The following is a 26,009-nucleotide window of genomic DNA, read 5'->3' as shown; positions in this document are numbered from 1 at the left end:
TCTTTTCAGGCGGGCAGGCGCAAGGCCAGGGTAGATAAAGTGGTGGATCAGCAGCAGGCGGCAGTGTTGAGAGGGCGGTCGCCCATCGCTTCGAGTCGGGCGCTGTTTTCCTCAAGCCAGTCGGCGTTGGCTTCCAGGGTTGTCTCAAGAATGGTGCGAACCCACTTGGGCAGTTCGGGGTTGAGCCGGTAATACACCCACTGACCCTGACGGCGGTCCAGCAGCAGGCCACATGCCCGGAGCTGCGCGAGGTGGCGGGAGATTTTCGGCTGACTGTCGTTCAGAGCGCAGACCAATTCGCAGACGCATAACTCTCCCTCACGGGTGATCAGCAAGGTGGCCCGCGTGCGAGTTTCGTCGGACAGGCATTTGAATACGGCGGCAGGGTTCAGCATGGAAGCGTCTTCAATACATGTGGTTGTCCGAATATACGGCTATCCATATGTATTGAGCAAACCCAATTAGATCGACGTCAGGAAGACGACCTGTCCTTGTGGAAGCGAGCTTGTCTCCGGGCGGCGATCCGACGATGGCGGACTGGCAGACAACGTATGTTTGAATGTAAGACCGCTATCGCGAGCAGGCTCGCTCCCACAGGTTCTGCGGCTCTATTAATTTTTGCATTCCGCCAACACCACTTTGCAGGTATCCGGCGTGCCACCGGATCGGCCGGCATAGCGTATGCAATTATCCACGGATTTTTTGCGAGCCATGTTCAAGGTGGAGCCCCAGGCAAGGCCGCCCTCGCCGACAGTAGGGAGTGCTTTTGCATAGCAGCTGTCGCCCAGGCTTGAGACCGAATAGCGAGCCGTCGCAGCTTTGCCTGAACATCCCGCTGTCAGCGCCAGGTTGATGGCGAGCAGGGAGGGCAGGATCCATGACGAGCATCGGTGTGCTGTTTTTCCGGTCATCCCAACTCCCCTGTATCAAGAGGCTAGAGGCTTGTTTGTGCTCGTGCTCTATTCAGATTAGATGGTGTTGTGCCGGCCCTTGGGTCGGTTTAGCGCAATTAGCGTTTTTGAGTCATCTTGCTGACAGCCGGAGTAAACCGTACGACAGTGAGGGGTGATCCGTTCACTCGCTGGACGCCATAACCGCGCCTATGGCATCGTCGAAAAAATACGCCATGTAGTAAACAGGATAAAAACAATGGAGGAGGGTGATGAGGTCGGCGCCAACACGTCGCTGGCAACGCTAAAGGCGTTCAATCATTGCGTGTTGCACCTGGGGCGGCTTGCTCGAGATCGCGGCGCCTCCCAATTCATCGCCGACGGCTTGCAGGCCTTCCGCCAACTGGTGCCCTTCGCTTCGGCATGGTGGGGCGAGATGTCGACGTCAGACGCCAGTACTCCTCAAAGCTGGATGCACGGGCGGATCAATCTGCCTGAATCGTTTGCCGTCGAATGGCACAAAGTGGCGGTCAGCGACCGATTTTCCCAGGAGACCTTGAGTCAACCCGGGGAAGTGGTGCGTGACAGTGGGTTCACCGATCCCTGCGAGGAGGTGAACGACTTCGCACGGCGGCACGATCTCTACCACCTGATGTGCATCACGTTCGAGCTCCCTGAAAGCGGCTTAGTGTTCTTCGTTTGTCTCTACCGAGGCCTTCATGCACAGGCTTTCAATGACAGCGAGGACGGATTGTTTTCGGCGTTCTGCGACCATCTGTTGCAGTTGTGGCGCTTTCAGGTGCAGGACATGATCCGCTGCGACACGGGCAACGGGGCGAGTGACTTCGGGGTCGCTCGTATGGACGGCAGTCTGCTGTATGTGGGCGCAAGTCTGTGCGCCGCGATTCAGCGCGAATTGCCTGGGTGGAGCGGTTCAATGCTTCCCGTTGATGTCATCGCACAACTGCAAAAGGCGCCCTGCGTGATTCGCCTGGGGCGTACTGCGATGACACTTAGCCCCAACGCCGAGCACGTCATTCTGTCACTCGAAATGCAGGCGCGCGGAGTGGTGTTGGCGCCACGCGAGCGCACGGCGGCGATGCTGTTCGCTGCCGGCCACTCCTATAAGGAAATTGCCAAAATCCTTGCACTGAGTCCGGCCACAGTGCGCACCTATCTGCGCAACTGCTACTTGCAGCTCGGCGTGAAGAGCAAAGTGGAGCTGGGTTCTGTCCTGCGCTCATCGACTTCGCTTGCGCAAACTGCACGTCGTCATTAAGCCGCGCACAACACATACCTTGTGGCAAATGCCCTGTGGCGAGGGGATTTATCCCCGTTCGGCTGCGAAGCAGTCGTGAATTCAGACGACGCAGTGCATCAAATAGACCGTGCGTTCAGATTTTACGACTGCTTCGCAGCCGAACGGGGATAAATCCCCTCACCACAAGGCAGCTGTTACAAAGTATGCGTTGCTGCTTCGCTGACCGGTATTTGCCTTACCCCTCCTCATTTGTGGAGGTCCATCCGACCGCCGCGCTCTATAGGGTATGCCCTGCATATCAGGGGCTTGCGACCGTCCGTTCGGGCCACTTCCAAAACTATAAAAATAGAGGTGAGGCAGTTGAAATTTTCCAGGCTATTTATCGCCGTTGCCACGACAACGGCATTTTCCAGTGTGGCGCTGGTGGGGTGTCAGACACACGCTTCGACAGGCGCTGACATGGTCATGCGCAACGGCTATGTCTACACCGTCGACGGCCAGAATTCCGTGCAGCAGGCGATCGCCGTCACGGGCGGGAAGATCGTTTATGTCGGCAGCGATGCCGGGGTTGCCTCGTACATCGGCACGCAGACACAGCTGATTGATCTGGCGGGGCGCATGTTGATGCCGGGCTTCATTGATGCGCACATGCATCCGGGGGATGGCGGCCGCGCCATGACTTTGTGCGACCTGAAATACCAGACGATGACCCGCAAGGTTTTCCAGGAAGCCATTCAGGCGTGCCTGGATGCCGACAAGGGCAAAGGCCCCGATGTCTGGCTCGAAGTGGGCAGCTGGGACCGCATTGGCATGACCGGACTCGACGGTGACGCCGACAAGTCGACACTGGACGCGCTCAAGACCAATCGCCCAATTCAAGTCCGTTCCACCGACTTCCATACGGTGCTGACCAACTCTCGCGGCCTGGCGGTCGCCGGCATCAACAAGCACACGGCCAATCCCGGTGATGGCAAGTACATGCGCGACAGCGCCGGCAACCCGAACGGCATCTGCGAAGACGGAGCCGCCGAGGCCATGGCCGCCGTGGTGCCGCCCGCCACCGATGCTGAGAAACTCAATCAGACCCGCGCGGCACTCGACGCCATGCGCCAGCAAGGCATCACCAGTTTCTTCGATGCCTTGTCGGGACCGGAAAACGGCAAAGCGTTTACGACTCTGCAGCAGTCGGGTGAGCTGACGGCCCGGGCGTTGTTGGCAATCAAACTCGACCCGGCCGCCGCCGCTGCCGACCCGGACAAAACCATCGCCGAGGCCAAGGCACTGGCCATCACCTTCGACCAGGGCGAAGCGAAACCGGCGCCGGGCGTGAGCATGCGCCACGTCAAACTGTTCATGGACGGCATCATCAACGCGCCGGCGGACACGGGTGCCATGTTGACGCCGTACCTGCGCAATGCCGGCACCGATACGGCGCCGAAGTGGACACCCGGCAAGAACACCGGCGAGCTTTACTTCCCGCCGCAAGTGCTCAACCCGCTGTTGCTGAAGGCCGTTCAGGCCGGCCTCGATCCGCACCTTCACGCCACCGGAGACCGCGCGGTGCGTGACTCACTGAACGGCATCGAATACGTGCGCCAGCAACTGCCTGGCAATGGCTTCCGCCCGGCCATTACTCACAACGAGTCGGTGGACCCTGCCGACTATGCGCGTTTCAAAGCGCTCGACGTGACCGCCAACATGTCCTTCCAGTGGGCCCAGCAGGCACCGTCCACGGTCGACGGCACCAACGAACATTTAGGGGCAGCGCGATTTGCCCGCATGGAGCCATCGGGCAGCATCGCCCGTGCCGGCGGCCGCGTGGCGTATGGCAGCGATTGGCCGGTCGACCCGCTCGACGAATTCCTGGCGCTGAAGATCGGTGTCACCCGCTCAGGCGATCCGCTGAACCCGCACAGCTACGGCCCCAAGTATGCGGGCAGGCTGAATGACGACCCGGCGCTGTCGCGCACTGAAGTACTGCGCACCATTACCATCAACGCTGCCGAGCAACTGAAACTGGACGCTGTCGTCGGTTCGGTCGAGGTGGGCAAGTTTGCGGACCTGATCGTTCTGGACAAGAACTTCATGCAGGTACCCGAGGAGGCGTTGGCCCGCAATAACGTGCTGCTGACGGTCGTGGGCGGCCGGGTCGTGTGGGCCAAGGCACCGTTCGTTGGCTTTGATCCGAAGGCATTGTCCCAGGCATCAGCCGCCCGCCCAGCCCAATAAAAAAAGAGAGTGTTCCGATGCAGCGATTTATTCCAAACCTGTTGGCCGCAGCCCTGGCTTTTTCTTCGGTGCAGGCCATGGCCGCCGCTGACCTTGTGTTGTTCAACGGCAAGGTCTTCACCGCCGAGCCCGGTCAGGGACTGGTCCAGGCCGTGGCCGTGCAAGATGGCAAGATCCTCAAAGTGGGCAGTAATGCCCAAATCAACGCCCTGGCCGACACCCACACGCAACGGATCGATCTGGCGGGCAAGGTGCTGATGCCGGGAATGATTGATACCCACAGTCACCCGGTGGTTGCAGCCTTGGACAGCATGGGCGCCAACCTGCTGGATGAAGTCAAACCGCTGCCGGAGCTTGAACAGTGGATCATCGAACAGGATCAGGCGGGCATTGCCCGTGCCGGTGATGTGATCAGCATCGCCGGGGTCAGTTCGGCGTATTGGGACAAGAGCTGGGAGCTGGGCCAGCGCTTCAATCAGGGACGCTGGGCGGATCAACCGGTGGTCCTCAGCGGGATCGACGGGCACACCGGCTGGGCCAACAACGCCATGCTCAAGCGCCTGAAGATCGACGCGGCGCTGGTAAAAGGCTTGTCGGAACAGGATCGCAGCTATGTGGGTCATGACGCGGACTTCACTCCCAACGGCTATTTTGCCGAGTCGCGCTGGGACCTGATACGCAGCCAGATCCCCGCGCCCAGCGACGAGATCATGTTGAAAGCCGCCCGCGAGGCGGTGAAGGTCAACAATCAATACGGCGTCACCGCCTGGATGGACGCGGCGGCGAACGCCAGCAGCGGCGATTCGTTGTTCGATTTCAAGGCAACCGAGCAGAGTTACGGCGTGCTGCCGCTTTACCGCGAACTGGCAGAGAAGGGCGAGCTCAATGCCCACGTCGCCGCGCTGCTGTTGACCAACCCGAAAAGTCGTCCGGCCGACCTGGAAGTGCTGGCCAAGGTGATGAAGAAATTCGAGGGTGTGCCTAACCTGAGTTTCCCTGGGATCAAGGTATTCGCCGATGGCGTTTTGGAGTTTCCGGGGCAGACCGCCGCGGTCATCGTTCCTTTCAAGAACAGCGATAAAAACGGTCAACTGCTGATCGACCCCGCGCACTTCGGTGAGTTGGTGGTGGCAGCGGAGAAGCGCGACTGGATTGTGCACATGCATGCGGTCGGCGACCGTGCAGTGCGTGAGTCACTCAATGGTTTTGCCTATGCGCGCAAACTCAACCCGACACCGGTGGCCCATAGCATCAGCCACCTGCAACTGGTCAATCCGAAAGAGTTTGCGCGTTTCAAGCAACTTGGCGTGATCGCCTCCATGCAATTGCTGTGGGCCATCGGCGAGAGTTACACCGTCGAGCTCGTCAAACCCTATATCAGCGCGTTTGCTTACGGTTATCAGTATCCCGCCAGGTCCCTGCATAACGCCGGTGCGGTCATCGCCGGTGGCAGTGACTGGCCGGTGTCCAGCCCCAATCCATGGAACGCCATCGCTCAGGCCAGCACGCGCAAAGGGCCGCTGGGCGTGTTGAATGCCAAGGAAAGCATCGATCGCCAGACCATGTTCTACGCCTACACGCTCAATGCCGCCAAAGCCCTGCGCCTGGAGCAGCAGATTGGTTCGCTGACCCCCGGCAAACAGGCCGACCTGATCATCCTCGACCGCGATGTCTTCAAGGTCAGCGACGACGAACTGTTCGACACCAAGGTCCTGAAGACCTTCTTCGCCGGCAAAGAGGTGTACGCGCCCGCGTCCTGACCCTCCGCTCACCCGCACCCCGCAACAGACGCCTGGCTCCTCGCATGACGAGGAGCTCGGCATCGCCATGCCTGAAATAACCCGCACCTCCATAACAATAAGAGACTTGTATGAACGCACGCTCAGTATTGACCCTCGCCACGCTTGTATTGGCACCCCTGACCACCCAGGCACTGACACTCAACGACGACTTCAATCTGGACATGACCCTGGGAGTCTTCAGCGATTACCGCTCCCGTGGCATTTCGCAAACCCTGGGTGACCCGGCGGCTCAGGCCGGCGCCACGCTGGTGCACAGCAGCGGCCTGTACGTGGGCGCCTGGACCTCGAACGTCGATTTCGGCGGCGAGTTCAAGACCCGGCAGGAACTCGAGTATTACGCGGGCTACTACTGGCAGGCGACCGAAGCCATCAGCCTCGACCTGGGGTACATCAAGTACGACTATCCAAAAGAGGGCCAATTCAACCTGAGTGAGGTCTACGCCGTCCTTGACGTTTATGGCGTGAAGCTCGGCGCTTACTACTCAAACGATACGCCGAACTTGTTTGGCGAGGACCAGGACACCCTTTACACCTACCTCAGCTACAAAATCGCATTGCCGGCCGACATCGGCCTGGACCTGCGCGTAGGTCGCAACGATGTCAAAGACCCGGCTTTCTGGTCCGCCAACGGCGACAGCCGTAATGCCTACACCGAGTGGGAAGCCAAGTTGACCCGTGACTTCGTGGGTGTGACCTGGGGCCTTAGCTACATTGATACCAACCTGTCGAAAAGCGAATGCACGAGCTGGTACGGCTATGGTGATTTGTGCTCCGCCACGGTGGTTGCCAGCGCCAGCAAGGCGTTTTAAGCGTTAAAAGCCCTGCCAGTCAGTTAACAGAAACCCAGGGTCGAGCGATCAATTGTGGCGAGGGAGCTTGCTCCCGCTGGGCTGCGTAGCGGCCCAAAAATACTGACAACAATGCGATTTTGCGACTGCTGCGCAGTCGAGCGGGAGCAAGCTCCCTCGCCACAAAAAACTTTTGCCCGTCTGCCCCTCATAAGAGAACAGCGTAATGACCAAGGTCAGCGATAGTCAGCAGCGAAGTCCCCTGATCGAGACACGTTCGATCGATTACATTCCCGAGGCCGAGCGTCATGGCAGCCTCTACAGCCAGTTCACCCTGTGGCTCGGCGCCAACCTGCAAATCACCGCGATCGTCACCGGCGCCCTGGCCGTGGTGCTGGGCGGCGATGTGTTCTGGTCGCTCATCGGCTTGCTGATCGGCCAGGTGCTCGGCGGCGCAGTCGTTGCCCTGCACGCGGCGCAAGGGCCGAAGCTCGGGTTGCCGCAGATGATCTCCAGTCGCGTGCAGTTTGGGGTCTATGGGGCGGCCATCCCGATTGTGTTGGTGTGCCTGATGTACCTCGGTTTCAGCGCCACCGGCGCGGTACTTTCGGGGCAGGCGATTGCCCAGTTGATCCATGTCAGCGACAGCGTCGGCATCCTGATTTTCGCCTCGTGCATCGCGTTTCTGACGATCTTCGGTTACCGGGTCATCCACCTGGTCGGCCGGGTGGCCAGCGTGCTGGGCATCATCGCCTTCGTCTATCTGTTTACCCGGTTGATGACCCTCAACGATATCGGCCTGCTGCTGGAAAACCGTCACTTCGCTTGGAGTACTTTCCTGCTGGCGGTGTCGTTGTCCGCGTCCTGGCAGATCGCTTTTGGCCCTTATGTGGCTGACTACTCACGCTACCTGCCGAGCAAAACCTCGTCCTGGAAGACGTTTGCTGCCGTCGGGCTTGGCACGGTGCTGGGCGCCCAGGCGTCCATGGTGCTGGGGGTGTTCGCCGCGGCGTTGGCCGGTGCGAACTTCCGCGGGCACGAGGTCGCGACCATCGTCGGGTTGGGCAGTACCGGTGTGATGGCGTCCCTGCTTTACCTGAGCGTGGTGTTCGGCAAGGTCACGGTGTCCACGCTCAACGCTTATGGCAGCTTCATGTGCGTGGCCACCATCATCAGTGGTTTTCGCAGTCGTCTGGAGATCTCCGCCCGACAGCGGATGGTGTTTGTGCTGCTGATTGTCGCGGCGTCCACCACGCTCGCGCTGCTGGGCCAGTACTCGTTTCTCAACACCTTCAAGTACTTCATCCTGTTTTTGCTGACCTTCTTCACACCGTGGAGCGCGATCAATCTGGTGGATTACTACTTCATCAACAAAGAGCGCTATGACATCCCGGCGTTGTCCGACCCGGCGGGCCGTTATGGTCGCTGGAACATGCGCGGGATCAGCGTGTATGTCATCGGTGTAGTGATCCAGTTGCCCTTCGTCGATACGCACTTCTACTCCGGGCCGATGGTCGCGCAGCTCGGCGGTGTCGATATTTCGTGGATCGTTGGTCTGGTGGTCCCGGGGATTCTTTATTACGGGCTGGCCAGGACATCAATGCCAGCGGTGGCCCCTGTGCGGAACTGAAAAGCCTTAAGGATTGGGTGAGCCCCAAAAGATCGCAGCCTGCGGCAGCTGCCGCAGGCTGCGATCTTTTGATCTACATTTCCCTTTTCCCGCTCATCGAATCAATCCGCAAGGAAACGATCAACATGGACATCCAGGCCCTGCGCGCCGACGCATCCCACCTCGATAAAATCGCCAGCCTGTTCGATGCCTATCGAGGCTTCTACGGCCAGCCGTCGAACCTGCCGCAGTCTCGCGACTTCATCGCCGAGCGCATTGCCCGGGATGAATCCGCGATTTTCTTCGCCCAGGCTCCCAGCGGCGAGGCGCTGGGTTTCGTCCAGTTGTTCCCGACGTTCTCCTCCATCGACGCGCACCGCACCTGGCTGCTCGGCGACCTCTTCACAACACCCGCCGCCCGAGGGCAGGGCGTAGGCACGTTGCTGATGAACACGGCGCGAGCCTTTGCATTGTTGACCGGCGCCAAAGGCATGGTGCTGGAAACAGCCACGGACAATGTCGGCGCGCAACGGTTGTATGAATCCCTGGGTTATGTGCGCGATACGGGTTACTACACCTACTGCCTCGATTTGAAAAAAGGCTGAGCCAACCGCTGCCGGTTACCTCAACTCGTGCAGGAATGCAGCTTGGGCCTTGGGGCAGGTGAGGATGCGGTAACGGGTGCTCCGGGAAACATCACGGTCGCGAAAACGTTCATACACCGCCTGGAAAACTTCACGGTTCAACCCTGGGTGCTGATGCTTCAGGTAGCGTTCACAGCACGCGTTGTAGTGTTCAACCGATATGAACTTGTTGAACCAGAAGCGATAGAAGTAACCCAGCAGAAAACCCAGGCTGAAGTCGTGATCCAGCACCGTATGCGCGCAGCATTCGAAATCGATCAGGCGCAGCCTGCCATCGGGGCCGATCAGGATGTTTTTGGGGTGCGGGTCCATGTGCACAAACCCCTCGACCAGCGTCTGCCCAAACAGTTGGAAAATGTCCGACAGCAGCGTTTGCGCCTGTTCGGGTTGGGCGATCATCCGTTCATCGACGCTGCAATGATTGTCGAAAAAACTGACCAGCAAATACTCTTCCTTGAGAAACGGAAAACGGCCGACGTGGCCGAATGCAGCCACTCTGGGCGACGATTCTGACTTGGCGGACACAACCGACAGGTTGATGAACTCGTTGGTCAGGTCATGCAACCCGAACACACGCTTGAGGCCCAGGAAGTTCTGCAGCTGCTTTTTCCAGTGGGTCAGGCGATTGTGTTTCAACACCCATTTGCGCTCACCTTCGAGCAGGAACACGCTGCGGGTTTCCTCGGGAATATCCAGCAAGGCATGTTGACCCGGCTCGGCAAAAAAACGCTGAAGCACCGTCACCAGTTCGTTCTGATCAGACGGATCGAAATGGAACGTGACGTCGGCAATCTTTTGCTGATTCAGAGGGGCAGTAAGGTGTTTGAGGTGACGCATGTAAAGTCCCTGCTAATGCTTTGCGGTCCATAAAACGCCGGCAATCGAGCGCGACGCTTTGTCGTTATCGGCAGGACGCTGCGGACCCTTACTCACCAGGTTGGTTTTTTATCGCCGGGCCTGACTTCAAGCGTGTGTCAGATTTTTAAACATCGCCACAGGTTGCGTGTTTAAGTGCGTTCAAGGTTACTTCCTGAAAGCCACAAGACCTTGCGCCGTTGCCTACGGCTGCGCCAGAATCCGCCGGCTTGTGCGCCTTGGGGTCGCTCGGTAACTTGATTCGTGTCACTGCCCATCAGTGATCGGGTTTCGCAGCCCGGGTAATCTCTAGACGCACAACGTCTACCGTCCTTGAGCAGACGCTTCATCAGGTCTGTCATTCATGTCATGGCGGCTGTGCGTGGGAGGCCTTAGGGTCTGCCGGGTTCCTAGAGTCCTGGTCTGCGAACCCGCGTACAGTTGCCACCTTTTATCGTTTCGCAGCGAATGGTGGCAGCTCCATTTCTCTAGGAGTTTCACTATGTTCAAGGTCACACCCAATCCGCCGGACACTGATCCTGTCTCCCCGTACGAACCCGATTCAAAAAAACTCAACGAAGCCGCCGAGCGGGCTCTCGATTACCACTTCCCGTCGATTGCCGACATCAAAGCCACCCCGCGAACCTGCAGCACCCTGTTTTCCGTGGACCCAGAGGCCTCGACCGAAACCCTGGCGGTTTTTCTGGTCGAAACCCTGGCCTCGATCGATGTGATGGTCCACGAGTTGGTGGACCTCCTGGAGGGGTGCTCGCGCTATTCCCTGTTGGGCATTTCCAACAGCGTCATGGTGGCTGAAATCACGGCAAACCGATTGCTGGATAAAATTGAACCGCCTGCGTAAGTGCGGTCTGCTGTGGTGAGTGGGTAACTGACGTTGGGTTGGGCAGTTGTTCCCTTTTGGGGGCCGCTGCGCGGCCCTCGTCACAGGTTTCTTGGTGTTTGTTGCCGCTGCTAGTCGGTGATTGGGTTTTGTGTCAGGCCTGGGATACGGCGTAATCGTTCATCGCGAGCAAGCTTTGCTCCTACAGCGGTGTGTTTTAGGCAAGCGTTGTTGGATTAGGTCTTTCTGCCATTTGGCACTATAGTTAATGCCAGATGACAGAGAGGTGGAGGCTGCCATGAGCGCCAAGAAGAAAGATGTTGCAGTCGATGAGGTTGTTAAAGATGCCAGCCAAAAAGGCAAGGTCAAGCCACGCGCCCCTAAGGCTGCAGTCACCGTCTTAAGTCATGGCGAGCATACGGCGATGGTGACAACGCCGGGTTCGAGCCGCGTGCCACCGATGGTTGCGGTCTTGCTTTCTGGAAAAACTAGTGATGATCGTATGGATATTTACAGGGCCGTTAAACACGGTTTCCCGCTGCAGTCGGTGCTGGATATGATCGAAAACAGCACGGTGTATAAGCAATGCGGCGTGTTGTCGAAAATCGTTGGCGCGTCTGATCGTACGCTCGCGCGGCGACTGAAAACGCCCAATGAGGCTTTGACCGCGGAGCAAAGCACGCGAGCGCTTAACTATGCCGAGGTGTTGGAAAAGGCAACGGATGTGCTGGGTTCGCGTGAGCTCGCCGAGCAGTGGATGGTCAAACCTGCACGGGGCCTGGATGGTGAGGTACCGATCGACCTGATTTCAAATTCGGTCGGGTATGAGTTGGTGACTGACTTTCTGACGCGCATTGAGTATGGGGTCTATTGATGGCCAAAGACCCTTTGAGCAGTGAGATTCATTTCTGGCGCCTTGATCCTGCTGAGTATGCTCCCACCTGGCATTTGGGCGTGGGGGCTGAAAAGGTGGGTGGGCGCTGGAACCCTAAAGGTATGGCCACGGTTTATGCAGCGCTGGACGCCTCTACGGCCATCCTTGAGGTGGCGGTGCATAAAGATTTCGATGCGCTGGATTGCAAGCCCCATCGTCTTACGCAAGCCCGGGTGCTGGACCCGTCCAGGATTTATGTGGTGCAGCCCGATAGCATTGCCAACCCTAATTGGCTGGTACCGGGTACCCCAAGTCGCAGCCAGCAACAGTTCGGCGCTGAGCTGTTGAGTCAGCATCCTTTTGTGCTGGTCCCATCCAGTGTCTCGCGGCATAGCTGGAATTTGTTGATGAACCCGCAAATGGCTAGTGGGTTGTACGAGTTGGTGCTGCAAGAACCTTTTGCCCTTGATGGGCGGCTTAATAAGCCTTTGCCCTGAATACGATCCTGCCCTCTGGACCTGTGTCCGCCAAGTCGCCCTGTGGATCACGGCGCAAACGGTTGAGTTTCCAAAGGCCAAACAGGTCAGGCGCGAGCAGGCTGTGCCTCGCGATGCGGGGCACAGCCTTGCCAATACGAGACGGTCATCGATTCTATGTAAGCCCGAGAAACGACAGGATCACCAAGACAATCACAACTGCCCCGACGATGTAGATGATGTTGTTCATGAGTTCCACCTCTCAACCTGAATGGATTGCGAAACGTGGGTGTTACAAACACAAGGTACTGCACCTTTAATCTGGTTAGAAGATTCACCTCGCCCCCTTGAAGGGCAGGCTTTCAGCGCTTGATCAGGGAAATCTTGGTTCCTTCAATGCTGATCCCGGCCATTAACCCCTGCTGGTCGAAAATGAACGCGTAGGCATCGTGCTTCACTGTCGTGCTGGACAGATTCTTCGCCACCCCCTCATCAACCAATACAACGGTGGGCCCTACGCCGACTTCCCAACCCTTGGTTTTACGTAGATAGTCCACGGCTTTGTCGGTCATCAGGAACACCGCATAGCCATACGACTGGGCGCCTGCCTGCAGTCCCCAGGACCCGGTTACGGAGTTGTAATAATTCTCTACTTGCGAGCCCTTCATCAGCACGCCTTCGCCATAGCTGCCACCAAACACCAGGCCGGCCTTGATGATTTTCGGGAAGACCAGCACTGCTTTGGCTTTCTGCGAAATGTCTTTGGCAACGGGTGAGGCCTTGTAAAGCGTTTGCAACGCTTGCTTGGAGTCGGCATTCAGGTCCTCGGCGGTTGCCGCACCTGCATAGTTGAGGAGGCTCGCTGATGCTAACGATGCTGTCGCGAGGAAGATCGAGAGGAAGAAGCGCATTGACTGAGTCATTTTCGTACTCCGGTAAGGGAGCAGGGGATGGGAGCAGCAGTCAGCGCCTGCACCAGACAGGATCCGAACCTACTGAACGTTATCCGGCGCACCCTGATGTGAATTAAAAAGCTTCGCTTTTGAATGAGCCAGGCCCAAGGCCTTTGATCCGCAGCGATGCCGTCAGTTGGTTTGACCACTGTGCAACGGCCGGGTTCGTTGTCTGAAGCTGCTTTTGGCCGATAGTTGCCCGTGCTCGGCAGGTGATACCAATTGGCCACCACATCCGTTAAAGTGTGCGCCGCCCGAGAGATGGATCCCGGGCAACATCTCATGGAGTTTTTCAGTGAAGTACCTCAGTAAAGTTGTCGCCGTTGCCCTGTTCGGTCTGGTTCTGGCGGGTTGCACCGGCACGCCGATGAACACCCAGCATTATGAAAGCAGCCAATACACCGTCCTGGGCCACAGCGAAGCGAGCGCCACTGGCCTGCTGCTGTTCGGCGTGATCCCGATCCAGCAGAACAACCGTTTTGTTCGCGCTCAGAACGCGGCGATCAAAGCCAAGGGCGGTGACGCGATGATCAACACCCAGGTGCAGGAAAACTGGTTCTGGGCCTGGGTCCTGACCGGTTACACCACTAAAATCTCTGGTGATGTGGTCAAGCTGAAGAACGTTCAGTAAGCGCAGAGCTCTGCCTGTTGACGCGAAAAAGCCCGGTTTAGCCGGGCTTTTTCGTTGCTGGAGTTTGGATAATCGCGACGCTCAAATCTGTAACAAGAATTGCGTAAGTCGCGCGGTCAGTGGCCTTGCGTCACGCTGGCGTTTTGCGCCACCCGGTTCCTTCCCGACCACTTCACTTGATGGGCAGATCCGACCGGACAAACTCAAACGCCCCATCCCTCTCGCACAGCCCTTCGAATGCCCTCCAGCAACATCGCAAATGCCGGGTTGTCATTGTTCTCGCGCCAGATCAAATGCAGCTCGCTCTGCACACCTTCGCCCAAATCGATATCGCGAAACACCACGTTCTTGAACACCACGCTGGTGGCGCAGCGAGGCACCAGGGCCAGGCCCATGCCGGCGTTGACCAAGGCCAGGATGGTCAATGATGAACCGAGCCATTGCACGTATTCCGGGGCGACGCGGGCAGAGCGGAGCATACCGGTCAGCAGTTCGTTGAACGGCGGGTAGGCGGCGTGGGAGTACATCAGGAAAGGCTGGGCATCGAGGTCTTTGACCGACACGGTTTCGGCGCTCGCCAGCCGATGACTGCTCGGCACCGCCAATACAAACGGTTCACGCACCAGGCATTCGGTGGCGTATCCCGGCTCCAGCAACGGCGCGCGAACGATGCCCAGATCGATACGCCGCGCACGCAGCGCTTCATGCTGCTGGTAGGTGTTCATCTCCATCAGGTCGATTTTCACATGCGGCTGTTTGAGCCTCGCCTCGGCGATGACCTTGGGCAGGAATTCATACACCGCGCTGCCGACGAAGCTGATGTTGACCGAGCCGATGTCGCCCTCGGCAAAACGGCGGGCGGTGACGGCGGCTTGCTGGGCGCGCTCCAGCAGATTCTGCGCTTCGATGAAGAAGGCGCGGCCGGCGGCGGTCAGGGCGACGCTGCGGGTGGTGCGGGTGAATAGCTCAACGCCTAGGTGATGTTCCAACAGTTGAATCTGTCGACTGAGGGGCGGTTGAGTCATGTTCAACCGTTCGGCGGCACGGCGGAAATTCAGTTCGGTCGCCACCGTAGTGAAACAGCGCAGTTGGGTCAGTTCGAACATTGATCTAATCCAGGTATCAATCGAATGCCAAGTTAGATTAGACGGGATCAATACCTGCGTCCATCATCGGCCTGTCCCTAAAAAAACAATGATTGGGAGTTGCCCCTTGAATACCGTCCAGAGTCCGCCGGACCCGAATTTACTCGCCCGCGCTGCGGCCAAGGTGAAGCGCCATGTGCTGCCGCTGTTCGTGGTGATGTTCATCGTCAACTACATCGACCGGGTCAACATCGGCTTCGTGCGCAGCCACATGGAAACCGACCTCGGCATTGGCGCAGCCGCCTACGGCCTGGGCGCCGGGTTGTTCTTTATCGGTTACGCGATCTTCGAAGTCCCCTCCAACATGCTGCTGCAACGCTACGGCGCTCGCGCCTGGCTGACGCGCATCATGTTCACCTGGGGCGCGGCAGCAATGGCCATGGCGTTTGTGCGTGGCGAAACCAGCTTCTACGTGCTGCGTTTTGTCCTCGGTGCCGCCGAAGCAGGCTTCTTCCCCGGCATCATTTATTACTTCACCCAATGGCTGCCGTCGACCGAGCGCGGCAAGGCCATGGCGATTTTCCTCAGCGGTTCGGCCATTGCCTCGGTGATCTCCGGTCCCGTCTCCGGCGCGCTGTTGAATGTCAGCGGTTTCAGCCTGCATGGCTGGCAGTGGATGTTCCTGATTGAAGGCTTCGCCTCGATCGTGCTTTGCGGATTTGTCTGGTTCTGGCTGCAATCCCATCCGCGCGAAGCGAAATGGCTGAGCGCCGAAGAAAAGGACGCACTGGTTGACGCCATTGCCCTGGAACAACAGGCCCGCGAAGCCACACAGACCGTCAAGCCGTCGATGTTCAAGCTGCTGGCCGACAAGCAGATCGCGCTGTTCTGCTTCATCTACTTTTCCATCGCCCTGACCATCTACGGCGCCACGTTCTGGCTGCCGAGCATGATCAAGAAAATGGGCAACCTCGGCGACTTCCAGGTGGGCCTGTTCAACTCGATTCCGTGGATCATTTCGATCATCGCGATGTATGGCTTCGCCGCCATGGCCAGCAAATGGAAACACCAGCAAGCCTGGGTGGCCTTGACCCTGGTAATCGCCGCGTTCGGCATGTTCATGTCCACCACTGGCGGGCCGATCTTTGCCTTCGTCGCCATCTGTTTTGCCGCCATTGGTTTCAAGGCCGCCTCGGCATTGTTCTGGCCGATTCCGCAAGGCTATCTGGACGCTCGCATCGCCGCCGCGGTGATCGCCTTGATCAACTCCATCGGCAACCTCGGCGGTTTCGTTGCCCCGACGGCGTTCGGTTTCCTGGAGCAAAAAACCGGCTCCATCGAAGGTGGCCTCTACGGTTTGGCGGCCACGTCACTGGTCGCGGCCGTGGTGATCTTTTTCGCCCGCACGGCACCGCGCGGCGACGTCGCAACGCCTGAAAAATCCATCAGTCATCAAGCCTTGAGTTCAGGTTCAAAGGGAGCAGCCTCTTGAAAATCAAACGAGTCACCGTCACCCCCATCGCCTTCCGTGATCCGCCGCTGCTCAATGCCAGTGGTATCCACGAACCCTTTGCGCTGCGCTCGATCATCGAGATTGAAAGCGACAACGGCTACATTGGCCTGGGTGAAAGCTACGGCGACGCCCCGGCGCTGTTGATCCAGCAGCAACTGCAAGATCAACTGATCGGCCTCGATCCGTTCAACCTCAATCAACTGCGCCGCATCGTGCAGGCCACGGTGGCGGCGAACAAACCGGTGAGCATTGCCGGTGCGGAACTGGCGCCGGGCTCCCATGCCAGCAAAGCAGTGAGCAATGCGTATTCGGCGTTCGAAGTGGCGTTCCTGGATTTGCAGGCGCACTCGTTGAACGTGCCGTTGGTGGACTTGCTGGGCGGTGCGATTCGCGACGAGATTCCGTTCAGCGCCTACCTGTTCTTCAAGTACGCCCAGCACGTCGACTCACCCTACAAACCCGACAGTTGGGGCGAAGCCCTGAACGAAGAACAGATCGTCGCCCAGGCACGACGCATGATCGAGGCCAACGGTTTCAAGAGCATCAAGCTCAAGGCCGGTACGCTGCCACCGGAGCACGAAGTGTCGTGCATCAAGGCGCTGAAAAAGGCGTTCCCCCGTTACCCGTTACGCATTGATCCGAACGGCAACTGGTCGCTGGAAACTTCGATTCGCATGGCTGAACTGCTGGGTGATGACTTGCAATATTACGAAGACCCGACGCCGGGCCTCGACGGCATGTCCGAACTGCACAAGCGCACCGGCCTGCCGCTGGCAACCAACATGGTAGTCACCGACTTCGATGAGTTCCGCCGCAGTGTCGCGTTGAACAGCGTGCAGATCGTCCTCGCCGACCACCACTACTGGGGCGGTCTGCGCGACACCCAGGCGCTGGCGAAAATGTGCGACACCTTTGGCCTTGGCGTATCCATGCATTCCAACTCGCACTTGGGCATCAGCCTGATGGCGATGGCGCATGTCGCCGCCGCGGTGCCCAATCTGGATTACGCCTGCGACACGCATTACCCGTGGCAGGAACCGGATGAAGAAGTGATCAAGGGCGGCAAAATCCCCATCGTCGATGGCTGCGTGAAGATCACCCGCGCGCCCGGGTTGGGCCTGGAGCTGGATCACGATCAACTGGGCAAGCTGCACGACCAGTACCTGTCTTGCGGCATTCGTCAGCGCGACGACGTGAAACAGATGCAGCGTTACAAGCCGGAGTGGAAGGCGGTCAAACCGCGGTTTTGAGTTCCGTCAGCAAACGCTCGATCTGCGCCAGCTCCCAGGTGCAGAGCAAACTGACCGGGGGGTGCCGTAACGTTGCCAACGGTCGAGCGCGCCTTCGCGACTGTCCGTAATACTGTTCACTTAAGACATTCTTCAGTCGAGCTAGATCTGTGGCGAGGGGATTTATCCCCGTTGGGCTGCGAAGCGGCCCCAGCGTCTTTTCAGAAAGACTAAGTTGTCTGGATTACGACTGCTTCGCAGCCAACGGGGATAAATCCCCTCGCCACAAATGTGGACGCCGCGCTTAAGTAAACAGCATTACGCGACGGTCTGCGGGCGTCGGGCAGGCTGACCTTCTTCCTCTCGAAGCTCTCGGCTCATGTCGTTGCAGCTTTGCGACCAGTCTGTCAGCCACGTCGGCATTGGCGGCGACTGTTCTGCCAATCCCAGCTCCCGGGCGTACTCGCCGGGTGCAACCGTGCCTTTGGCAGAGCGGAACAGACCCCGCATCACCACGACGCCGACCACGCGTCCCTTGCTCACGAAGCGGTGCTCCATAAAGCTCCACTTGTTGTCCCAGCCGAGCATCCTGGTGTGAATCTCGAATGCTTCGAACAGTTTCAGCTCACGCCGAAACTTGCCCCAGGTGTCCCCAACGATCGGCACGGCCTTATTGCGCAACGCCACCCGGAATGCACCGCTGCGCAACACGTAGTCCATGCGTCCTATATCGGCCAGGGTGAAATACCGACCATTGGTAACGTGCCGGTTGAGGTCGAGATCAAGTGGCCAGACGCGCATGTGGACGACGGTGGTGGCCAAGGCGTCAACCGGCTTGCGCCACGGACGACGAAACAGCATGAGGAAAAGTCGGAACCAGAGATTCATAAGTACGCCGATGATTGAATGACCGGTGCACTTTAGGGCGGAAGGATCGGGTAAGGTAGGTGCGCAAATGACTTTTTTCATGCGAAAAGCGCATTAGGATCATTTATGCACGTCACGCTTTTACTGGCGGATCAATGTTCCGCCGCCAGCGCCACGATGGCCCTGGAAGTGCTCAGCGCCGCCAACCTGTTCGCCGACACGGCCGGCGCGCCTTTCGAAGTGGTCATCGCCTCGCTTGATGGCGATGATGTCGCTGCGTGGGGAGGGCAGACGCTGCGCGTGGACCTGTCCACCGCCGAGATCCCGCGAACCGATCTGGTGCTGATCCCCGGATTCCTCTTCACCCTGAAGGACGCCTTGCCGGCCTTTTCAGCGTATGGACCGTGGCTGCGTCAACAGCATGCGCAGGGTGCCGTGGTGGCGTCGATGTGCACGGCGGCGTTCATGCTGGCCGAAACGGGCCTGCTGGAGGGCGTTCGTGCCACCACGCACTGGGCCTTTGCCGACCTGTTTCGTCGTCGGTATGCCGAGGTCTGTCTGGAGGAGACGCAGATCCTCTGCGAGGACAATCGCGTGATCACTTGCGGGGGCGCGAGTGCTTCCATGGATCTTTTACTGCACCTTGTGCGCCGGTTCGCTTCACTGGAACTGGCGCAAAAGTGCGGCAAGTACTTGTTGGTCGACGCTGTGCGCAGCGAGCAATCGGTGTACGTGATGTGGTCGTTGCCGAAGAACCATGGGGATGGCGACATCCTGCGGGTTCAACACTGGCTGGAGGAACACTTCGAACAGCCGCTGCTGATTGATGAGGTCGCCCAGCGATTCGGGTTCGGCGTCAGGAACTTCAAAAGGCGTTTCAAGGAGGCCACCGGTTACACGCCCATTACTTACCTGCAAACCCTGCGTCTGGAGAAGGCCAAGCAGCTGCTTGAATCCACCCGCATGACACTCGACAGCATCACTTACGCCGTGGGCTACGAAGATGGCAATTCGTTCCGTAGACTGTTCCGCCAGCGAGTGGGTTTGCTGCCGGCGGCTTACAGGAAGAAGTTTCAAGCGGGTGCGAGTTGATTCGCTGGCGCCAAGCCACAGATGATTGGGAGCAGGACATGCAGAAAACCGCCGTACTCACCTTCGCCCTGATGCTCAATGCAGGGGGGTTCAGCGCACACGCACACGCGGCCGGCGATGCCGAGGCGGGTGCAACACTGTTCAAGCGGATATGCGGTGGCTGCCATCAGGTCGGGGAGTCAGCGCGCGGTTCATTCGGGCCGCAGCTCAATGGCATTTTTGGACGCCCTTCGGGCAGCACCACGGATTACCAATACTCTGATGCGATGAAATCAGCCGGCATTGTCTGGACCCGCGAAACGCTGACCGCGTACCTTGAAGCGCCAAAAAAAGTGGTGCCCGGCACCCGCATGATTTTCTGGGGCCTCAGCGACCCGGAAAAGATCGAAAACCTGTTGGCGTACCTTCAGACGTTTCAGCGGCAATGAATCCCGGGGGACGACGGTCAACCAGTGGACGGGATTGGAGCGTGTAATGCCCCAATCCCGCCCTTTCTATTGTTGGCCAACCGGCAAAGGAGGGGTGCGAGGCGGGATCAATCGTTTCGTGCCGATCGACTCGAACGCCGAAGCCAGGCGCAGCAGCGTCGAATCGTCATAGGCACGACCGGCAAATGTCAGCCCGACGGGCATGCCGATGTCCGGCATGACGCCCATCGGCACAGTGACCGTGGGAACGCCCAGGTGCCGGATGGCGAGGTTGCCGTTGGCGACCCAGACGCCGTTGCTCCACGCGATATCCGCAGACTTCGGATCGACATCGGCATTCGCCGGCCCCACGTCGGCCACCGTCGGAAACAGCACCGCATCGAGCTTCAACCGATCCATCCAGATCTCAAGATCGATCCGACGCGTCTGTTCAAGTCCGCGCAGTCCGTCAGGCAGCGTGGTGATCTGGTCCCACGGGGTAATGCCGCGTTCGGCCATCTTCACGTACTCGTCCATGCCTGCGGCAAGTTCGTCCTCCCGGTTGGGGAGCGTGCCCGGGTCGTGGGGGAAAATCAGCGGTCCGTCGACATCGGCGAGGCGGTTCAATTTGGGATCGCCATTGGCCCGCAGAAAATCATCGAACGCCCACGCCGACAGATCCCACAATTCATGATGCAGGAACTCTTTGGACACCAGGCCCCGCGTAAATACGGTCGGCGCGCCCGGGCGATCACCTTCGCAATTGGAGACCAGTGGGAAATCGACTTCGATGACTTCGGCGCCAGCGGCTTCGAGTGCTTTGCGAGCCTCTTCCCAGAGCCCGATCACGGATGGGCGGGTGATGATTCGCTGCCCCGTCGGACCGCCAATGCCAGGCGCATCGCTGGTACCCGCTTCGGGATCCGCGTTGATGTACATGCGCGGCACGCCGAAGCGCTTTCCTGCCAGTGCATCGGACTTCACGGCCAACTCGGCATAGGAAGCGGGGCGCACCGAGGCGACACTTGGAATCGGCACCCAGGGCTGCATCCGCCACAGATCGCCACGAGTGTCGGGATCATCCGCCACCACCACATCAAGGACCTCGAGCAGGTCGGCCATGGTTCTGGCAAACGGCACGACAACGTCCATCGTCGGCGTCAACGGCCAGTTGCCGCGCACCGAAATGACCCCGCGCGAAGGTGTATAGGCACACAGACCATTGTTCGATGCAGGACCGCGTCCACTTGACCAGGTTTCTTCCGCGAGACCGAATGCCGCGAAACTGGCGGCCGTTGCCGTACCGGCGCCGTTCGACGAGCCCGAGGCGAAGGGGGCGGTGAGATAGTCAGCGTTGTACGGGCTTTCCGCACGACCATAGACCCCGCGCTGCATGCCGCCGTTTGCCATCGGCGGCATGTTGGTTTTGCCCAGGCAAATCGCGCCGGCAGCGCGAAGCCGTTCAATCGTGAACGCATCGCGATAGGCAATCAGGTTGGCGAAGGCGGGACTGCCGGAGGCGGCGGTGAGCCCCTTCACCAGGTAACTGTCCTTGGCCGTATAGGGAATGCCATCGAGCGGACCCAGCGTCTCGCCCTTGGCCCGACGGGCATCGGACGCCTGCGCCTCGTTCAGCGCCTCGGGGTTTCGAACCACTACCGCATTGAGGGCGGTGGGCGTGTCGGGTCCGTCATAGGCATCGATCCTGGCGAGATAGGCCTGGACCAGCTCAACCGCAGTGGTTCGACCCGATTCGAGCGCAGCCCGCAGTTCGGCAATGGAAACTTCGGTGACCTCGATCATGCTGTTACCACCGTCTGCTGATGGGCGACGCGATGAATGTTTCCACCGCGCTGAATGTTGGGCTCAGGGACATCACTAATCTCAAAATGGGTATTCATCGGTGTTCTCATTGCGCTGCTTTTCGCGCTCTATTTAACACCAAGCGGGGAACAGAGGCATCGTCCAAGGCGATGCAACGTCTTCAGGCTTTGCTGGCCGCCAGGTAAGCGCCAAGGCGTTGGCCCATTTGCTCGCCCAAGGCTTGCAGGCCACTCAAGGGACGGACCATCACCTCAAACTCAACGATTTTTCCTTGTTCGTTGAACCGGATCATGTCGATGCCCTTTAACGCTTTCCCGCTGACGTTGGCGCTGAACTCCAGGACGACGCTCAACCCGTCTGCGGTCGACAGTTCCCGGTGGTAGACGAAATCCTCAAATACCTCGATGACCGTGTTGAGAATCATCGATACCACGGCTGCACCCTGGTAAGGCGTGTGAGCCATCGGGGAGCGGAAGATCGCCTGTGGGTCCAGCAAACCGGGCAAGTCACTCAAGTCACCCTTGCTGATCATGTCGTGCCACTGGTTCAGGGATTCTGCGGCTTTGGGGTGCAGTTTCAGTTCAGACATTTCAGCTCCGATGGTTGGCCGTGAGACATTCAAGAGTGCCGCCAAGGCCGAATTGCGACCCTGCGGATGCACTAAAAGTAGCTCACAAAAAAGAAGAAGCCCGGCTGATCAGGCCGGGCTTCTTTTTAGAGACCGCTTTAAAGCTGCTCAGTCACTGACCAGCGACACACAGCTCCCCGGTGGCGCGTATCAGTGCCTGACCATGCAGACTGTCCTTGATCAGGCGGGATCGTTCTTTGGCTAGCCAGTCCGCACATTGCGGGTCTTTGCGATAGGGCGCGAAGGCGGCGTATTGCTGCAACAGGCGATTTTGCAGCTCATCGAGCTGTGGCCGGATTTGATTGGCGAGGTCTGGCCGCGGCGTGTCAGGCGCCTTGCCAGCCGCTCGCCATTGGGCCACCAGCCCGTACTGCACCAGTTTGTTGGCTTCAATCTGTGCAGCGATCAATTCGGCTATTTCGTCCGGGTTCAGTTTGCGCTCGACGGCCAGCTTCCTGGCGTTGGCGATGACTTGCACTTCCCGGGCACTGTCCTGGATCGGTTTGCCACTGTCCCACTTGGTCAGCGCCACAAGATCAGCAATGCTCAGGCGCTCGTTCAACGTCACCAGCAGCGGTTGCAAGCTATCGGGCGCCGGGGAGGGCGCACTGGCCTGTGCGCTGCTGGCGAATAAACTGAGGACGGCGCAGATCAGCAGTTGCGGTACATGTGGGGAGCGGGGCATCGGCAAACCTCATCGGGAACGGGACTCACAATCAGGTGTTATGTATCACAGGTGCGGCGGAGGCATTAAGCAGGGATCGATTTATTTTGTGCACGAAAAAGCCCGGCTTGTCAGGCCCAATGCTGTTCACTTAAGACATTCTTCAGTCGAACAAGAACCTGTGGCGAGGGGATTTATCCCCGTTGGGCTGCGAAGCGGCCCCAGTGTCTTTTCAGATTGACTAAGTTGTCTGGATTACGACTGCTTCGCAGCCGAACGGGGATAAATCCCCTCGCCACAAATGTGGACGCTCGCGCTTAAGTGAACAGCATTAGGCTTGTCAGGCCGGGCTTTTCGTTGAGTGCTTCGGTCAAGCTATTAATTTATGCAGCGCGGTTTTCGATCAGACGGTCGGAACCACCTTCAGCGACGCGGTTTTCGATCAGACGGTCCGAGCCACCTTCAGCGACGCGGTTCTCGATCAGACGGTCGGAGCCACCTTCAGCGACGCGGTTCTCGATCAGACGGTCGGAGCCACCTTCAGCGACGCGGTTTTCGATCAGACGATCCGAGCCACCTTCAGCAACGCGATTCTCGATCAGACGGTCGGAACCACCTTCTGCCACACGACTTTCAATCAGACGATCCGAGCCGCCTTCAGCGACAACCGGGTGAACAGAGGTAGCGGCGAAAGCGTTAACTGCAAAAACCGAGAAAGCGATGCTGAGGAAGATTTGGCGTTTCATGATGGTGTGCTCCGGGGTGTAGTTGTTGGGTCTGGAGCTGATGTTACGCCGCGGATTTTTTATGAGAACTTCATTGAGGTGATGGTGACTATCGACGCCGGCAATGATCCTCCTGTCGTCGGTTCTAGCGCTCAACCAGAACAGCGGGGGTATGCTGGACCTCTTGAACTGTCGAGGCTCTCCAGGGGTTTGCGTAGAAGCGCGATTTCCAGTCCGGTTTTGAGTACCTGTCGCGCTGAAAAACGTTTTTACACAGCCTCGGCCAGAAGCGGTCAGCCGCTCCCCAACACTACATTCACCACGTTTAAATAAGCCCGACGTTAGGTTACTAACTTCCTATGTCCTCCAGCAGCCAGGAACCCAGCAGGTGAGTGAGGCGATCTGGCATGGTTGTCAGAGTAGTAGAGCTGTCGATCAAACTGGACATCTGCCGCAACCGACGACGCACATACTCTCACTGGGGTAGCGCCACGTTCGCACGAAACCAATGCTGCTGAATACGTAGCGTTGCTTAAGGCGTCATAACCCCGCATTGGCCAACGATACGAACACTGTGGTGTCCGTGCCTGGTCACATCTCGCTACGACGTGGTTCGCGCTCATAAAAAACTCACACCCTCATCCCGATTTCTGTTTTTGTCTAGCGCCCCCATGCACCCATTTCAGGTCGCCCCCCCAAGAGGCAACCTTCCACATTTTCTATGGAAAGGGCTTCGAGCAGCACCTGCTCCAGGATGGCAAAAAAACATTTAATGTGAGCCTGTTTCAATGCCTGAGGCCGGGTCACCAGATAGACTTCCATATCTGGAAGTTGGAGATCCGGGAACAGCTCGATCAGGTCCTTCGCCAGAATACGGGGCAGTACCGCCACACCCATTCCTCGCCTCACCGATTCGAGCTGAACCGCGAACGAATTCACGCTGATCTGCGCGCGTTCCAGACCCGCGGCCTTTGCCGCACGCATTTGCGGCAACATGTCCAGCGGAGGAAGCAAGGCAATATTAACCGCAGTGGCCGGAGTCACCCCTGGATACCGTTTCAGATAACCTGCATCGGCGAAGACACCGTAAGCGAGCCTGCCTATTGGTCGATAAATCAGCGACGGTTCGCCTAGATGAGCTGTGCGTACAGCAATGTCTGCCACGCCGCGGACAATCTTGTGAAAGTCGGCTGTTGCCATCAACTCCACCGAGCAACGCGGGTGAAGAGAGGTGAAGCGACTCGCAGCCTCCAGCACGCAAGACGAAAATCCCTCTCCTGCACTGACCAGGACACTGCCAAATAGCTCTGTGTGTAGCCCGGACATGTCAGTAACGGTTTGACGCCTCAAGCCCGCCTCCGCCGCTAGGGCAACTTCCACGAGGGATTGGCCGCGCGAGGTCAACCAGCATCCTTCAACGCCCCGCTCGACGAGTAGCTCGCCCAGGGCGTTCTCAAGTTGGGTCAACCGGCGGGACACAGTAGACGCCGCAATACCCAGCATCTGGCCAGCTTGAAGAAAGCTGCCACGCCGCGAGACTGCCAACAACAGACGAAGATCGTCCCAATTTGCTTGCAACGCCATGCGTCATATCCTCCCTGGTCTGCATATGTGCAAATCCATTATGCAGTAGTCGCTGTTTTTCGGGAGAGGCCTCAACGGTATATCTACAAGCCCTCGAAGACGAATGGAATGGACTGTATGACTATTGGCCCCAACGACTATGCGGAACGCGCCGCCAGTGCCTTCAATCGCCGTGATGTGGAGGCGATGCTTGCGCTGGTTTGCGAAGACTTCACCTACCTCGACAGCATGGGGATACAAACCGGTCGCGAAGCCATGCGCAAACGAGAGATCGCATTGCTCGAAGCGCTCCCCGATGCCCACGTGATTTTCAGCCCATTCGCCGTCGGTAACGATCGTTTGGCGCTGACTGCCTTCCTGACCGGCACATTCGCCGCACCCTTGGTGCTGCCAGGCCGGGTGATTCCACCTCATGGACGCCATATTACCGCGTACTACGCCGCACACTTCACCTTCAGAGACGGGCTGGCCATCCGTGAAGAGGCCTTCTTCGACAGTGCGGTGCTGATGCCGTTAGCCTGTCCAGCGGAGGGTTGAG

26 protein-coding genes are annotated in these 26,009 nt (G+C 58.6%); 15 read left to right on the top strand and 11 right to left on the bottom strand.

Translation table 11 applies throughout. The features are described 5' to 3' along the window. Window positions 1-47 precede the first annotated feature (47 nt). Window positions 48-395, bottom strand: a complete 348-nt coding sequence (locus DFS28_RS05430) for a metalloregulator ArsR/SmtB family transcription factor (RefSeq protein WP_111448898.1) — start codon at window positions 393-395, stop codon at window positions 48-50. A 216-nt stretch (window positions 396-611) separates the two neighbouring features. Beyond that, a complete protein-coding gene (locus DFS28_RS05425) occupies window positions 612-911 on the bottom strand; it encodes a hypothetical protein (protein WP_111448897.1) in 300 nt (99 codons plus the stop codon). A 238-nt stretch (window positions 912-1,149) separates the two neighbouring features. Here DFS28_RS05425 and DFS28_RS05420 point away from each other — a divergent pair, with 238 nt between their 5' ends. From DFS28_RS05420 to DFS28_RS05395, 6 genes are all read left to right on the top strand, one after another. Next, window positions 1,150-2,169, top strand: coding sequence for a helix-turn-helix transcriptional regulator (locus tag DFS28_RS05420; RefSeq protein WP_111448896.1), 1,020 nt, complete (start codon window positions 1,150-1,152; stop codon window positions 2,167-2,169). Between the two features lie 342 nt (window positions 2,170-2,511). Continuing rightward, window positions 2,512-4,380 (top strand): amidohydrolase, encoded by a 1,869-nt coding sequence (locus DFS28_RS05415; protein ID WP_111448895.1) that lies wholly within the window; start codon window positions 2,512-2,514, stop codon window positions 4,378-4,380. A gap of 17 nt (window positions 4,381-4,397) precedes the next feature. After that, window positions 4,398-6,140, top strand: coding sequence for an amidohydrolase (locus tag DFS28_RS05410; protein WP_111448894.1), 1,743 nt, complete (start codon window positions 4,398-4,400; stop codon window positions 6,138-6,140). Window positions 6,141-6,250: 110 nt separating this feature from the next. Further along, the gene (locus tag DFS28_RS05405; protein WP_111448893.1) at window positions 6,251-6,991 is read left to right on the top strand and encodes a TorF family putative porin; all 741 of its coding nucleotides are present in this window, start codon (window positions 6,251-6,253) and stop codon (window positions 6,989-6,991) included. 205 nt (window positions 6,992-7,196) lie between these two features. Further along, window positions 7,197-8,600 carry a cytosine permease gene (locus tag DFS28_RS05400; RefSeq protein WP_111448892.1) on the top strand — a complete coding sequence of 468 codons (1,404 nt, stop codon included), beginning with the start codon at window positions 7,197-7,199 and terminating at the stop codon, window positions 8,598-8,600. Between the two features lie 125 nt (window positions 8,601-8,725). Next, window positions 8,726-9,184 carry an N-acetyltransferase gene (locus DFS28_RS05395; RefSeq protein ID WP_111449124.1) on the top strand — a complete coding sequence of 153 codons (459 nt, stop codon included), beginning with the start codon at window positions 8,726-8,728 and terminating at the stop codon, window positions 9,182-9,184. Window positions 9,185-9,199: 15 nt separating this feature from the next. Here the strand turns inward: DFS28_RS05395 and DFS28_RS05390 are convergent, their stop codons facing one another. Beyond that, window positions 9,200-10,060 (bottom strand): phosphotransferase, encoded by an 861-nt coding sequence (locus DFS28_RS05390; RefSeq protein WP_111448891.1) that lies wholly within the window; start codon window positions 10,058-10,060, stop codon window positions 9,200-9,202. A 520-nt stretch (window positions 10,061-10,580) separates the two neighbouring features. Between DFS28_RS05390 and DFS28_RS05385 the strand changes: the two genes are divergently transcribed. The 3 genes from DFS28_RS05385 (at window position 10,581) to DFS28_RS05375 (ending at window position 12,290) form a co-directional block, all read left to right on the top strand. Then, window positions 10,581-10,940 (top strand): DUF6124 family protein, encoded by a 360-nt coding sequence (locus DFS28_RS05385; RefSeq protein WP_111448890.1) that lies wholly within the window; start codon window positions 10,581-10,583, stop codon window positions 10,938-10,940. Between the two features lie 277 nt (window positions 10,941-11,217). Continuing rightward, the gene (locus tag DFS28_RS05380; protein ID WP_111449123.1) at window positions 11,218-11,793 is read left to right on the top strand and encodes an antitoxin Xre/MbcA/ParS toxin-binding domain-containing protein; all 576 of its coding nucleotides are present in this window, start codon (window positions 11,218-11,220) and stop codon (window positions 11,791-11,793) included. Continuing rightward, window positions 11,793-12,290, top strand: a complete 498-nt coding sequence (locus tag DFS28_RS05375; RefSeq protein ID WP_111448889.1) for an RES family NAD+ phosphorylase — start codon at window positions 11,793-11,795, stop codon at window positions 12,288-12,290. The genes DFS28_RS05380 and DFS28_RS05375 overlap by 1 nt, the downstream gene beginning before the upstream one ends. A 341-nt stretch (window positions 12,291-12,631) precedes the next feature. Here DFS28_RS05375 and DFS28_RS05370 read toward each other — a convergent pair whose 3' ends face one another. After that, window positions 12,632-13,192, bottom strand: coding sequence for a YSC84-related protein (locus DFS28_RS05370; protein ID WP_111448888.1), 561 nt, complete (start codon window positions 13,190-13,192; stop codon window positions 12,632-12,634). Between the two features lie 325 nt (window positions 13,193-13,517). Between DFS28_RS05370 and DFS28_RS05365 the strand changes: the two genes are divergently transcribed. Next, window positions 13,518-13,853 (top strand): hypothetical protein, encoded by a 336-nt coding sequence (locus DFS28_RS05365; RefSeq protein WP_074878077.1) that lies wholly within the window; start codon window positions 13,518-13,520, stop codon window positions 13,851-13,853. 203 nt (window positions 13,854-14,056) lie between these two features. Here DFS28_RS05365 and DFS28_RS05360 read toward each other — a convergent pair whose 3' ends face one another. Further along, complete coding sequence (locus tag DFS28_RS05360; protein WP_111448887.1) at window positions 14,057-14,959, bottom strand: LysR substrate-binding domain-containing protein; 903 nt, start codon at window positions 14,957-14,959, stop codon at window positions 14,057-14,059. Between the two features lie 106 nt (window positions 14,960-15,065). On the opposite strand from DFS28_RS05360, the gene DFS28_RS05355 reads away from it, so the two are divergent. Together DFS28_RS05355 and DFS28_RS05350 are read left to right on the top strand one after the other, a co-directional pair. Beyond that, the gene (locus DFS28_RS05355) at window positions 15,066-16,430 is read left to right on the top strand and encodes an MFS transporter (protein ID WP_111448886.1); all 1,365 of its coding nucleotides are present in this window, start codon (window positions 15,066-15,068) and stop codon (window positions 16,428-16,430) included. Further along, entirely contained in the window at window positions 16,427-17,701 is a 1,275-nt protein-coding gene (locus DFS28_RS05350) for a glucarate dehydratase family protein (RefSeq protein WP_111448885.1), read from the top strand. Before DFS28_RS05355 ends, DFS28_RS05350 begins: the two co-directional genes overlap by 4 nt. A 297-nt stretch (window positions 17,702-17,998) precedes the next feature. Here DFS28_RS05350 and DFS28_RS05345 read toward each other — a convergent pair whose 3' ends face one another. Next, window positions 17,999-18,568, bottom strand: coding sequence for an acyl-CoA thioesterase (locus DFS28_RS05345; RefSeq protein ID WP_111448884.1), 570 nt, complete (start codon window positions 18,566-18,568; stop codon window positions 17,999-18,001). A 105-nt stretch (window positions 18,569-18,673) separates the two neighbouring features. Between DFS28_RS05345 and DFS28_RS05340 the strand changes: the two genes are divergently transcribed. Both DFS28_RS05340 and DFS28_RS05335 read left to right on the top strand, forming a co-directional pair. After that, on the top strand, window positions 18,674-19,639 hold the full coding sequence (locus tag DFS28_RS05340) for a GlxA family transcriptional regulator (protein ID WP_111448883.1): 966 nt from the start codon (window positions 18,674-18,676) through the stop codon (window positions 19,637-19,639). A 38-nt stretch (window positions 19,640-19,677) separates the two neighbouring features. Continuing rightward, a complete protein-coding gene (locus DFS28_RS05335) occupies window positions 19,678-20,067 on the top strand; it encodes a cytochrome c family protein (RefSeq protein WP_111448882.1) in 390 nt (129 codons plus the stop codon). A 66-nt stretch (window positions 20,068-20,133) separates the two neighbouring features. Here the strand turns inward: DFS28_RS05335 and DFS28_RS05330 are convergent, their stop codons facing one another. The 5 genes from DFS28_RS05330 to DFS28_RS05310 all read right to left on the bottom strand — a co-directional run bounded on the left by DFS28_RS05330 (window position 20,134) and on the right by DFS28_RS05310 (window position 25,471). After that, window positions 20,134-21,849 (bottom strand): amidase, encoded by a 1,716-nt coding sequence (locus tag DFS28_RS05330; protein ID WP_111448881.1) that lies wholly within the window; start codon window positions 21,847-21,849, stop codon window positions 20,134-20,136. Window positions 21,850-22,030: 181 nt separating this feature from the next. Next, window positions 22,031-22,459: a nuclear transport factor 2 family protein gene (locus tag DFS28_RS05325; protein ID WP_111448880.1), complete on the bottom strand. Its 429-nt coding sequence runs from the start codon at window positions 22,457-22,459 to the stop codon at window positions 22,031-22,033. Between the two features lie 151 nt (window positions 22,460-22,610). Then, entirely contained in the window at window positions 22,611-23,183 is a 573-nt protein-coding gene (locus DFS28_RS05320; protein ID WP_111448879.1) for a chorismate mutase, read from the bottom strand. A gap of 362 nt (window positions 23,184-23,545) precedes the next feature. After that, the gene (locus DFS28_RS05315; RefSeq protein WP_111448878.1) at window positions 23,546-23,908 is read right to left on the bottom strand and encodes a hypothetical protein; all 363 of its coding nucleotides are present in this window, start codon (window positions 23,906-23,908) and stop codon (window positions 23,546-23,548) included. Window positions 23,909-24,547: 639 nt separating this feature from the next. Then, window positions 24,548-25,471: a LysR family transcriptional regulator gene (locus DFS28_RS05310; RefSeq protein WP_111448877.1), complete on the bottom strand. Its 924-nt coding sequence runs from the start codon at window positions 25,469-25,471 to the stop codon at window positions 24,548-24,550. Window positions 25,472-25,588: 117 nt separating this feature from the next. Here DFS28_RS05310 and DFS28_RS05305 point away from each other — a divergent pair, with 117 nt between their 5' ends. Then, a complete protein-coding gene (locus tag DFS28_RS05305) occupies window positions 25,589-26,008 on the top strand; it encodes an ester cyclase (protein ID WP_111448876.1) in 420 nt (139 codons plus the stop codon). Window position 26,009: the final 1 nt, after the last annotated feature.

This window comes from Pseudomonas sp. 478 (assembly GCF_003254125.1).
GTDB lineage: Bacteria > Pseudomonadota > Gammaproteobacteria > Pseudomonadales > Pseudomonadaceae > Aquipseudomonas.
The sequence above is the reverse complement of the archived record's forward strand: the minus strand, read 5'-3'. Positions and strand labels throughout refer to the sequence as shown.